General features: G+C 37.7%; 10 protein-coding genes and 2 pseudogenes. 3 read left to right on the forward strand and 9 right to left on the reverse strand.

Annotated elements, in window-relative coordinates; all coding sequences use genetic code 11:
* The first annotated feature begins 251 nt into the window (after positions 1-251).
* Positions 252-1808: a recombinase family protein gene (locus BKP35_RS18360; RefSeq protein WP_071314838.1), complete on the forward strand. Its 1557-nt coding sequence runs from the start codon at positions 252-254 to the stop codon at positions 1806-1808.
* 30 nt (positions 1809-1838) lie between these two features.
* Here BKP35_RS18360 and sigK read toward each other — a convergent pair.
* Positions 1839-2270: pseudogene (gene sigK, locus BKP35_RS18365) on the reverse strand (RNA polymerase sporulation sigma factor SigK); the annotation flags it as partial.
* A 467-nt stretch (positions 2271-2737) separates the two neighbouring features.
* Between sigK and BKP35_RS18370 the strand changes: the two are divergent.
* Positions 2738-3010: a hypothetical protein gene (locus BKP35_RS18370; RefSeq protein WP_071314839.1), complete on the forward strand. Its 273-nt coding sequence runs from the start codon at positions 2738-2740 to the stop codon at positions 3008-3010.
* Positions 3011-4660 carry a solute symporter family protein gene (locus BKP35_RS18375; RefSeq protein ID WP_071314840.1) on the forward strand — a complete coding sequence of 550 codons (1650 nt, stop codon included), beginning with the start codon at positions 3011-3013 and terminating at the stop codon, positions 4658-4660.
* A 612-nt stretch (positions 4661-5272) separates the two neighbouring features.
* Here BKP35_RS18375 and BKP35_RS19795 read toward each other — a convergent pair.
* From BKP35_RS19795 to BKP35_RS18415, 8 genes and pseudogenes are all read right to left on the reverse strand, one after another.
* Positions 5273-5617: a hypothetical protein gene (locus tag BKP35_RS19795; RefSeq protein ID WP_169819274.1), complete on the reverse strand. Its 345-nt coding sequence runs from the start codon at positions 5615-5617 to the stop codon at positions 5273-5275.
* Positions 5618-5621: 4 nt separating this feature from the next.
* On the reverse strand, positions 5622-6263 hold the full coding sequence (locus BKP35_RS18385; RefSeq protein ID WP_071314842.1) for a CoA transferase subunit B: 642 nt from the start codon (positions 6261-6263) through the stop codon (positions 5622-5624).
* A 34-nt stretch (positions 6264-6297) separates the two neighbouring features.
* Complete coding sequence (locus BKP35_RS18390; protein ID WP_071314843.1) at positions 6298-6987, reverse strand: CoA transferase subunit A; 690 nt, start codon at positions 6985-6987, stop codon at positions 6298-6300.
* Between the two features lie 290 nt (positions 6988-7277).
* The gene (locus BKP35_RS18395; protein ID WP_071314844.1) at positions 7278-8807 is read right to left on the reverse strand and encodes an acyl-CoA carboxylase subunit beta; all 1530 of its coding nucleotides are present in this window, start codon (positions 8805-8807) and stop codon (positions 7278-7280) included.
* Positions 8808-9012: 205 nt separating this feature from the next.
* Positions 9013-9795 carry an enoyl-CoA hydratase gene (locus tag BKP35_RS18400; protein WP_071314845.1) on the reverse strand — a complete coding sequence of 261 codons (783 nt, stop codon included), beginning with the start codon at positions 9793-9795 and terminating at the stop codon, positions 9013-9015.
* Positions 9796-9814: 19 nt separating this feature from the next.
* Positions 9815-10716, reverse strand: a pseudogene (locus BKP35_RS18405) (hydroxymethylglutaryl-CoA lyase).
* Positions 10717-10733: 17 nt separating this feature from the next.
* A complete protein-coding gene (locus BKP35_RS18410; RefSeq protein ID WP_071314846.1) occupies positions 10734-10946 on the reverse strand; it encodes an acetyl-CoA carboxylase biotin carboxyl carrier protein subunit in 213 nt (70 codons plus the stop codon).
* 64 nt (positions 10947-11010) lie between these two features.
* Entirely contained in the window at positions 11011-12372 is a 1362-nt protein-coding gene (locus tag BKP35_RS18415; protein WP_071314847.1) for an acetyl-CoA carboxylase biotin carboxylase subunit, read from the reverse strand.
* Between the last annotated feature and the right edge of the window lie 30 nt (positions 12373-12402).

The following is a 12402-nucleotide window of genomic DNA, read 5'->3' on the forward strand; positions in this document are numbered from 1 at the left end:
CATATGTAAGTACATATATTTCATACCTATTAATTATATCATTTTATTTACAAACAGAACGTTAGTTTGTATAATTTATTATAAGAAACATGGTTGATTATGTTATTTTCAAAACATTAAATCCAGTCTCATTTTCATAAATTTATGTCCTATGTTTGATTATTTGAAATTAAAGTGCTTTGAATATCATATTAATCAGCTCATACCCATATTTTATTATTAAAAGATAGATATAAAAGGAAGGATATATGATGGATCGAGTTTGTATGTATCTCAGAAAATCTCGTGCTGATCTTGAAGCTGAATCCCGTGGAGAAGGGGAAACACTAGCCAAACATAAAAAAGCTTTATTAAAGACTGCGAAACAATTAAACTTAAACATCATTAAAATTCGTGAGGAAATTGTTTCTGGTGAAAGTTTAATGCACCGACCAGAAATGTTAGAGCTACTTAAAGAAGTCGAAAATAAGCAATATAGCGGTGTGTTAGTCATGGATATGGACCGCCTTGGCCGTGGTAATATGCAAGAACAAGGATTAATACTTGAGACGTTCCAAAAAGCGAATACAAAAATTATTACTCCACGAAAGGCATATGACCTTTCAGATGAATTTGACGAAGAATACAGTGAATTTGAAGCGTTTATGGCTAGGAAAGAGTTAAAAATTATTAATAGACGACTTCAAGGTGGTCGTATTCGATCAGTGGAAGACGGAAATTACATTGCTACACGTCCACCTTTCGGCTATATCATCAAAGAATTAGACAATGGTCGTACACTTGAACCTCATCCTGATCAATCTCCAATCGTAAAAATGATTTTTAATTGGTATACAAACCCCGATCATACAAATCGTTTAGCTACCGGACATATTGCAAATAAATTAAACTCATTAGGATATAAAACGTATACTGGAAAGTCATGGACAGGAAACTCTGTATTAAACATCATAAAAAATGCGGTATACGCTGGAAGATTGCAATGGAAGCGTAAGGAAATTAAAAAATCAACGACTCCTGGCAAGAGTCGAGACAGTAGAACAAGAAGTAAAGATGAGTGGATTGATGTAAAAGGAAAACATGAGCCATTAGTTTCAATGGAAACATACGAGAAAGCCCAAGCTATTTTAAAAAAGAAATATCACGTTCCATACCAACTTATAAACCCTGTCAGAAATCCATTAGCCGGTTTAATTCGTTGTGGTCATTGTGATGCCTCTATTGTTTATAGACCTTACATGAAACAAGCCGCTCACTTAATTTGCTCAAACAAACATTGTAATTCCAGAAGCACAAGGTTTGATTATGTTGAGAAAAGAGTTATAGAAGGGCTGAAAATGTGGCTAGAGCAATTTAAAGCAAATTGGGAAGCTTATACTCCTACAGAAGATAAGAGCTTTGAAGTACTTGAATTAAAACGGAAATCTATTGCGAATTTAGAAAAAGAACTTGAAGAAATGGAGCAACAAAAAAATAGACTTCACGACTTTTTAGAAAGAGGAGTTTACGATGAAAAAACCTTCCTCGATCGCTCTCAACTCTTATCAAAAAAAATGAATGACATTAAAATCTCAATCGAAGAAATCAAAGTTGATCTTGAAATAGAGGATAAACGTGAAGAAGCTCAGAAAAATATAATACCAGTTGTTGAAAATGTCTTAGACGTCTACTACAAGGACGAAGATGCCGAAAGAAAAAACACCCTACTAAAAACAGTTCTGGACAAAGCTATTTACCATAAAGAAAAACACCAGCGCAACGATGACTTTGAGCTAGTGTTGTATCCATTAATCAAACCCTTTCTTTAAAGGGTTTTTCTTATACCGATAACCTCATGAAGTTAATTCGTTGCCTTCTTTATCTGTACCAATCGGATCGTGAAGTGAAACATCTTTTTTTACTTTTTTAAGGGCTCGTAGGTGCATTAGTATTTCATTTTCAATACATCTAGCTGCGTAAGTAGCTAATTTCGTTCCTTTTCCACTCGAATAACTATCGATCGCTTTCATTAGTCCAATAGTACCAATCGAAATCAAATCTTCATTATCTTCACGTGTGTTTTCAAATTTCTTTACTATATGTGCTACTAGGCGAAGGTTGTGCTCAATAAGGCGATTTCTTGCTACTTCGTCTCCTTCCTGCATAAGTTTTAAATATCGCTTTTCTTCTTCTTGTTTTAATGGCTGTGGAAAAGCATTATTTTTCACAAAGGAAACAAAGAAGAAAATCTCTTTGATGAAATAGCTAAGTGCTGCTATGATACTAGACATACGCTCACCTCCAAAGGCATTTATATTATATTTATGTCGAGATGAGCTTGTGTGTGTCTGTACACTTAATATAAATAAGCCTAATTTTGTAAGAAAGATAAATTTTAGTATCTGGTTCTAATATTAAGTAAAAAAAATTTTTAAAAAAATTTTAGTTTTTTTATATAAGGTATTACATTTTATAAATCTCGGTATTTTCTTGTTTTATAAAGTATAAGACCATTAAACTAATTTTTTAAAATTATATCAATAAAATCATATTCTTTTAAATATTCATAAAATTCCCACTTTTCTAAAAAGGGGTATTGAAAGCGTTTTCTTTTTAGTGTAAATTTTAATAAGCGGGTAATATATTTCTTGAAAAGGGGGGAACGATTTTCAGGAACAATTTTTTATTGCAGTAAGTTGGAACTTATTTTTTATCCTAGACCGAACGTTAGAATAAAAAAACGAGGGGGAGTCTTATCATGAATGCTCATAAGAAAGAAGTAGTATTTACCATTCTGATGACATTAGCGTTTTTACTTACTGCACATACAGGCCTAATATTTTCACTTTTTCCAGTAGAAGGATACATGTTTGGTTTTCCAATTATGTACATCGTCCCAATTCTACTCGGATGGTTTGGTATTCTTTTTCTAACGATCGTTAGTGGAAAAATCGGAAATAAAATTGATGAATCTATTGAAAAAGAAAATCAAGAAGAAGTAGCGAAACAAAAAAATGAGGGGGCGGTATAGATGGAAGAACAAGTATGGCAGTTATCTAATCCGTTATTAGGTATCTTTTTCATTATCGTTACTTTTGTATTGTTTTATGTAGTAGGTTACATTTCTAACCGTCAAAGTAAAACCGTTCAAGATTTATACGTAGCTGGAGGCGGTGTAGGTCCAATAACAAACGGATTAGCCATGGCTTCCACCTATATGAGTTTAGCAACATTTTTAGGAGTAACTGCCCTGATCTTACGTCTACAAGTACCGTTTATTCTCGTTTGGATACAGATGGTTTTAGCTATTCCTTTAATTACGATTATTTATGGTGTTTGCTTAAGAAGAATGGGAGCCTTTTCTCCTACTCACTTCATTCGTGATCGCTACGGGAAAACTGCTTCAATCATCGCCGCTTTATGGATGATCTTAGTATGTTTAATGTATGCATTAGGACAAATGATCGGTATTGCCGTTACGTTTGAAACGTTATTAGGTATTCCTTATATGACTGGTTTACTTGTTGGTGGTTTAATCATTGTTGGGTATGTAACGATCGGTGGTATGAGTGGAGCCACAAATAACGCTGCGATACAGATGGTAATTATCGCCTTAATGTTTATCGTTCCACTAGCAGCTATCATGAAAGCAATGGGAAGCTCTGGTTGGTTTTTCCCACCGTTATTATACGCTGACATGGTTCCAGCTATGTTAGAAGCTTTTCCAACGTTTTTTGATTATCAGTTCTCAGTTAAATGGTATTTCGCCTTAATTCCTGCATTTACCATTGGTGCACTCGGCCTACCTCACTTAGCGATGCGAATATATACGGCATCTAGTCTAAAAAGTGCTCGTTCAGCAATGATTTGGTTTGCCTTTATTATCGGTTTAGTATTCTCTGCAACTTACACAATGGGATTTGCAGGAGTATACTTCGAGCAATCAACTGGAATTGTTATTGCCGATGCTGATACAGATAAATTAACGATTATACTAAACATGGTTTATAATCCAGAATGGGTCACAGCGCTTGTAATTGCTGGTGCTATATCAGCAGGTTTATCGACGATAAGCGGTAACTTGCTAGCAATCGGGGCTTTAATCTCACAAGATATTGTTACAACGTTAAAGCCGAACTTATCAACAAAAGCGAGAGTACGTTTAGGTTATTTCTCGATTGCAATGGGTGGGGTTGTTAGTATTCTACTAGCGATCAATCCTCCAGCCTTTCTCGTTGTTAGTATATTGTGGGCCTTTGGTTTAGCTGGCGTAACCAATGCACCACTCATAATTATGGGTGTTTGGTGGAAAGAAGCGAACAGGTATGGTGCCATTGCTGCATCCTTCATTGGTGGTATTGTCTATGTTGTCGTTTCACCATTTGTGTTCCCATCGATCGTTATCGGTGGTCACGAGTTAACGGACGGAATGGGAATATCAGGTTCGATGTTTGCGGTACCGTTAAGCTTTATTTTGCTAATAGGTATTTCATACATTACGAATCGAATTCCTTCTTTAAATGACATCGCTATAAGAGATGAAGTAAATAAACTCGTTGAGAAAATTCACGGTTGGGATGTAGTTAACCCTAAAAGATACAATAGTAATGTTGGAGCGTTCATTGCATTAGCTGCATGTTTTATCGTGATGATCTGGGCATTAGTTCCTTGGGATTTTTAATAAAAGTTTAATAGATCGTTTTACAACTTAAAGTCTTATGCGAGGGTGTCCAATGACGGACACCCTCTTTCAGTATTGAATAGTATGGGGGTTATGCGCAGTAATTCGCACTCGCTCGGTAGTATGCATTATGGGGAGAGTATGCTGTAGTTGGGTTCCTTATAGGGTCGGCATGCGAGAAGATCTTGCGTTACCTTTTGGTGAGTGTGACGCTTTGTTCAGGCACGGGAGAAGGTCTCGCGTTCCCTTTTGAGTGATGTGACGCTTTGTTCAGGCACAGGAAAAGGTCTCGCGTTCCCTTTTGAGTGATGTGACGCTTTGTTCGGGCACGGGAGAAGGTCTCGCGTTCCCTTTTGAGTGATGTGACGCTTTGTTCGGGCACGGGAGAAGGTCTCGCGTTCCCTTTTGGTGAGTGCGATGCTTTGTTCGGGCACGGGAGAAGATCTCGCGTTCCCTTTTCGCTAGTGCGACACTTTGTTCGGGCACGGGAGACTGTGCAGTAGAAATGCGCCCTTTCTAACACTGGATTTCTCTTCTCTGGATTTGAGTCGAGAAGAGTAATCATTCGAGCATTTTGATTACTCTTCTCTGGTTTTGATTCTAGAAGAGTAATCATTCGAGCGTTTTGATTACTCTTCTCTGGTTTGAACACAGAAGAGTAATCATTCGAGCATTTTGATTACTCTTCTCTGGTTTTGATTCTAGAAGAGTAATCATTCCGACATTTCGATTACTCTTCTCTGGATTTGATGTAGGAAGAGTAATCAGTTTTGTTTCAATCCATGTTTTGGAGGGGGAATTTATAGGCCAAGGATGATATTTCTCCCTAAAGAGTTCGCTGTTTGTTTTACACCATTTAGCTTTATTAATACTGCGCACTCCCCCCATACTAACCAACATAAAAACAGGTGAAGAAATAAATTCTCCACCTGTTTTTAATGGTTTAAATAACCTCACTCGTTTATTTTAAATCATCAGCAATAATCAATTCTGGTTCTGTTGAATTTTGAATATCTTCAACTGTATAACCTTCCATTACCTCTACTAACTTCAAGCCTTGATCAGTTACGTCAATAACTGCACGATCGGTAATAATTCTGTTTACTACTTTCTTTCCTGTTAGCGGTAAGCTACACTGTTTTAAAATTTTAGGCTGACCTTTGCGGTTAACATGTTCCATGATAATCACGACTTTTTGAGCGCCATGCACGAGGTCCATAGCTCCCCCCATACCTTTAATCATCTTGCCAGGGATCATCCAGTTCGCTAAATCTCCATTTTCAGCAACTTCCATCGCTCCTAGTATCGCTAAGTTAATATGACCACCTCGGATCATTGCGAAAGACTCTGCACTACTAAAGTAAGAAGCACCATCAATTGCAGTCACTGTTTCTTTTCCTGCATTGATTAAATCTGGATCTACATTCTCCTTTGTCGGATATGGTCCAATACCTAGTAATCCGTTCTCTGATTGTAAAACTACTTGTTTATTGTCAGAAATATAGTTTGCAACTAGTGTTGGCATTCCTATACCTAAATTAACAAAGAAACCGTCTTGAACTTCCTTTTCTGCACGCCGGGCAATTCGCTCACGAATATTCACTTTTTAACGCCTCCCCCAAATTTTAATATCGAAATTAATCACTAACCGTTAGTCGTTCAATTCTCTTTTCTTGTTTACCAACAATTAGACGTTGAACATATACACTCGGTGTATGAATTTGGTCTGGTGGTAAGTCACCTATTTCAACTAGCTCTTCAACCTCAGCAATTGTTACTTTTCCAGCAGTAGCAATCATCGGATTAAAGTTTTGAGCCGTCTTATTATAAATAAGGTTCCCCATTTTATCGCCTTTTGCTGCTCTTACTAAACTGAAATCGGCAACTAAACCTTCTTCTAATAAATACTCTTTACCGTTAAACACTTTCGTCTCTTTCCCTTTAGCAATCGGAGTCCCAACTCCAGCTGGAGTGTAAAAACCTGGGATACCTGCTCCACCAGCCCGAATTTTTTCAGATAACGATCCTTGAGGAACTAACTCAACTTCTAGCTCTCCTGATAGAACTTGGCGCTCAAACTCTTTATTTTCACCAACGTATGAGGAGATCATTTTTTTCACTTGCTTATTCTGTAATAATAAGCCTAATCCCCAATCGTCAACCCCACAGTTGTTCGAAATAATGGTTAAATCCTTTACTCCGGTTTCTAACAAAGCCTTAATTAAGTTTTCTGGGATACCTACTAACCCAAATCCTCCAACCATAATTGTTGCACCGTCATGAATGTCTTTAACTGCATCAACGAAAGAAGTATGCACTGGTTTCAATGTTTTCACTCTCCCTCTTTTTATTTGAATTAAGAAAAGCGCAAGCGCCTTGGTTAGCGAAGCAGCTTCTTCGATTTACTCCTTGTGCTTTGCGACGAGTAGACGCAGGAGCATCGACAAGCGTTGGAGGGCCAGCAATGTTTTGCCTCCTCTTCGAACTCTCTTCGTGAATAGGCAAATCTTGATGGACCGAAACGCTCGAGAAGCTAGGCGCTGAGCTAGACAGCTTTCGTGTTAAAATATTCCACAATTGTTTTGTATTTATAGTTCCCTAGACAAAAACACTAATGCTACACAGGGTAAACTGGATGTTTACGTTGTGAGAAGACCATATATTTTGACATATACATTTCTATCCTTGTATTTAGTTCCTCGCGAAGTGAATCTGCTGGTATGATCCCATCGATAATCATTTCCGATGCTAAGCGATAAATGTCGACATCCTCACGATATTCATTTCGCTTTTCTTCAATAAATGCCGGACGTTCTTCCTCGCTCAACTGCGCTATTTTATTAGCATAAACGGCATTGACAGCTGCCTCAGGTCCCATGACCGCAATTTGAGCGGTTGGAAGTGCTAAACAGCAATCTGGCTCAAATGCTGGACCTGCCATTGCATAAAGACCTGCTCCATAAGCTTTTCTTACAATAATAGAGATTTTCGGAACTGTAGCTTCACTCATTGCCGAAATCATTTTAGCACCATGTCTAATAATCCCTGCTCTTTCTACTTTCGTACCGATCATAAACCCTGGGATATCAGCTAAGAACACTAGCGGAATATGATAGGCGTCACATAACGTAATGAACTTTGCCGCTTTATCAGCGGAGTCATGGAATAATACGCCACCTTTCATTCGCGGTTGATTAGCAATAATTCCGACAGACCGACCGTTAATCCTTGCAAAACCTGTAATTAATTCAGGAGCAAATAGCTTTTTAATTTCAAAGAAGCTATTTTCATCAATGACCCGATTGATTAAATCATGCATATTAAAAGGAGCGTTTTGATTTTTCGGAATAATTTCTTCAATCGATTTATCGAATTCTTTTATAGGGACAGCCTCGATACGCTCTGGCTTCTCTGAGTAGTTTGCTGGGAAATATGATAAATATTGTCTAGCTTGAGCAATCGCATCTTGCTCATTTTTAGCAAGAACATCTCCACATCCGGATACAGAACAGTGCATTTTCGCTCCGCCCATTTCCTCAAGCGATACTTTTTCACCGATGACCATCTCTGCCATTCGTGGTGACCCTAAATACATTGAGGCGTTCCCATCTACCATAATCACAACATCACAAAACGCCGGAATGTATGCCCCACCTGCAGCCGAAGGGCCGAATAATACACAAAGCTGCGGGACTTGGCCCGATAGTTTTACTTGATTATAAAAAATTCTCCCTGCCCCTCTGCGACCAGGAAACATCTCGATTTGGTCTGTAATTCTCGCCCCTGCTGAATCTACTAAATAAATCATTGGTACCTTTAATTTTTCAGCTGTTTCTTGAATTCTAATAATCTTTTCTACTGTTCTTGCTCCCCATGAACCTGCTTTAATCGTTGAATCATTGGCCATAAAACATACGGATTGCCCGTTGATTTTCCCCATTCCAGTGACAACGCCATCGGCCGGAAGTGATTCATTTAAGCAATTAGCAAGCAGTGCGTCCTCTAGTTGCAATCCGTCATCAAATAAAAGCTCTAATCGTTCCCTTACGAAAAGCTTCCCTTTTTCTGAATTGCTTTGATGATATTTTTCAGCTCCACCTTTTTTTATACGCTCAACTCGTTCTTGTAATTGATCGTCTAATGACATGTTAACAGCCCCCTTCACTATAAACCGAAAAATTAAATTTAAAATGAATTTCATAATTCAATTTTATCGCCATTAAGTATCTATATGTAGTCGCGTTAATTCGTTCGCAACTATATATAGTTTGGTATGGCTCAATTTAGGTAATTGTGAAATTCAATCAATTACTAATATTAAGAAAATTTATGTCGTATTTATTCCCGGTTCGTTATTCACCTATATAGTTAGGTTTTCTTTTTTCTTTAAAAGCTTGCAATCCTTCGAGTCGATCTTTCGTTGGAATTGTAATCGCATAAGCGGCTTGCTCAATCGCTAACCCCGTGACCAAATCCGCTTCATAGCCTTTGTCGATCGCTAGTTTTGCTTGAGTAACTGCAATAGGTCCGTTTTTACTAATTAAACTTGCTATATCCTCAGCTTTTTCGATTAACTTTTCATTACTGGCGACATATTCAACAAGTCCAATTTTTTCAGCCTCACTAGCGGCAATTTTCCTTGCTGTAAAGATTAACTCTTTTGCTCTCCCTTTTCCGATTAAGCGAGACAACCTTTGTGTACCCCCAGCACCTGGAATGATCCCAAGTGATGTCTCTGTTAATCCTAGAAGAGCGCGTTCAGCAGAAATTCTAATGTCACAAGCGAGCGCTAACTCTGTGCCTCCACCGAGAGCGACTCCATTGATCGCTGCAATTACTGGCTTCGGTAAATCTTCAACATCATTAATCGTTTTTCGAATAAGAGCAACCGTTTTTTTTACTTCTGTCGGGTTCATTGTAGCTCTCTCTTTTAAATCAGCACCTGCACAAAATGCCTTCTCACCAGCACCAGTAATAACAACACAACGAACACTTTGGTCATACTTTATTTCTTGAAAAATTTCTTGTAACTCATTTAACATTTGCACTGATAATGAATTGGCCGCTTTCGGTCTATTCAATAATATTGTGGCAATTCCATTTTCATTCAAAGTTAATAAGGCCTGTTTTTCCACGCTCTCACCTCAATTTCACTTAACATTTACTCCCTTGAACTAACATACTGTGACTTGTTAATTTTCTATTTAAGGCAGTTTCAATAAAAGCGGCTGCCTCTGAGATTTTTTTTCATTAATATTAGTTTCAATTCCCATTCCATGAAGCATATAAAGCACATCGTCTGTGGCAACGTTGCCGGATGCACCTGGAGCATACGGGCAGCCCCCTAAACCACCTAGTGAACTATCAAATGTAGTCATTCCCATTTGTAATGACGCGTAAATATTAGCGATCGCCATCCCTCTCGTATCATGAAAATGCAAGGCAATTTTATCCTCAGGAAACCTCTTTAAAAACTGCTCTAATAAGACCTGAACTTGATTGGGGGTGGCGATACCTATCGTGTCGCCTAATGACAATTCAGAGATCCCCATTTCAAATAACTTTTCCGATACTTTCATTACATCTTCAACGTTGACTTCCCCCTCATACGGACAGCCAAAAACGGTTGAAACATAACCTCGAGTTGTTTTACCTTCATTAATAGCTTCACTAACTACATTATTTAATATAGGATAAGTCTCCTCAATCGACTTATTAATATTTTTCTTATTGTGTGTTTCACTAGCAGACATAAAAACTGAAACTTCGTCGACATTTGCACTTAATGCCTTCTCCAAACCTTTTTGATTAGGAACGAGTGCCGCATATGTGACACCGGGCTGCTTTTCTATTGACGTTGCTACCTCGTAACAGTCTGCTAGAGCTGGAATCCATTTTGGATTTACAAACGAAGTAATTTCTATATAGGACAAACCAGATTTGGATAACTTATTGATCCAATCTATTTTGTCTCTAGCAGTAATCACTGCTTTTTCATTTTGCAATCCATCACGAGGACCAACTTCCTTAATTGTTACACTTTTCGGGAACTTCATAATCCTCTACACTCCCTTTATTCAACGATTAAAAGTACTTCTTCCTCGTTAACAAAGCCGCCTTCTTCGATTTTTACACTTTGAACAGTTCCTGAAACTTCAGCCGCAATTGGAATTTCCATTTTCATTGATTCTAAGATTACAACATCTTGACCTTCTTCTACTTGGTCACCTTCTTTCACTAATACCTTCCATACGTTACCTGCCATTGTTGCAATTACTTCAGTCATTTTACTTCCTCCTTATCAGGCTGTTGGCAAACGCCCTCTATTTTTATAAATTATTTAACACTACTTACTTAGTTTTCGTTTTTGTTTTTTTCGGCAAATACTTTTCAACGAAATTCGTTGTTGTATCGCCACTTATAAATGCTTCATGCTCAATAACTTTTAATAACATTGGAATATTCGTTTTAATACCTTCTACATGATAATTTTCCAAAGCATTTTTCAACTCATTAATTGCTGTTTGCCGATCGTTACCTCTTACGACTAATTTAGCGATCATCGGATCGTAAAACGGTGTAATTTGACTATTCGACTCAATACCAATTTCATTCCTAACATTTTCTCCAGTTGGAAGTGTTAGTTTAGTTATTTTCCCTGGAGAAGGGAAGAACGTCACCGGATCTTCTGCATAAATTCGTACTTCAATGGCATGCCCTGTAAGTGTAATATCATCTTGTGTAAATGGTAGACCTTCTCCGTAAGCGACTTTTAATTGTTGTTCAACAAGGTCTACACCTGTAATTTCTTCTGTAATTGGATGTTCAACTTGTAATCTCGTATTCATTTCTAAGAAATAAAAGTTCTTATCCTCATCAACGAGAAACTCAATCGTACCAGCATTGGCATAACCAATTTCTGCTGCTGCGCGGACAGCTGCTTCACCCATTTTTCTCCTCGTTTCATCATCTAAAAATGGTGATGGTGCTTCTTCGACAACTTTTTGGTGACGTCTTTGAATTGAGCATTCACGTTCCCATAAATAAACGGTATTTCCCTTTTTATCAGCAAGTATTTGAATTTCAATATGACGTGGGTTTACAATATACTTTTCTAAATACATCGCTCCGTCACCAAAAAAGTCTAGTGCTCTCTTTTGATTACTTGCAAACGCTTTCGACAGTTCCACTTCATCATGAACGATTTGCATCCCAATACCGCCACCACCACTTGAGGCTTTAAGCATGACCGGAAAGCCCATTGCTTTAGCTTTTTCAACAGCTTCATCTGCATCTCTTAATGGCTCATTACCACCTGGTACAATTGGAACATTGGCCTTTTCCATCGTTTTTCTTGCTTCGATTTTACTACCCATCTTTTCGATACAAGTAGGATTAGGTCCGATAAAAACAATACCCGCTTTTTCACATGCATTAGCAAAACTAATATTTTCTGAAAGTAGGCCATAACCAGGATGGATCGCTTCTGCACCTGTTTGTTTAGCTATTTCTAATATTTTATCAACCTTTAAATAACTCTCATTCACTCTTGCAGGACCGAGTAAAAATGCTTCATCGGCATTTTTAACGTGTAAAGAATCAGCATCCGCTTCTGAATAAACAGCTACAGTTTTGATCCCCATTTTTTTACAAGTACGTATGACCCTCATCGCAATTTCGCCACGGTTTGCAATTAATATTTTCTTAAACATCAACTCACCCCTTAAAGAATTCTACTTTTA

The organism is Anaerobacillus arseniciselenatis (assembly GCF_001865995.1).
Lineage (GTDB): Bacteria > Bacillota > Bacilli > Bacillales > Anaerobacillaceae > Anaerobacillus > Anaerobacillus arseniciselenatis.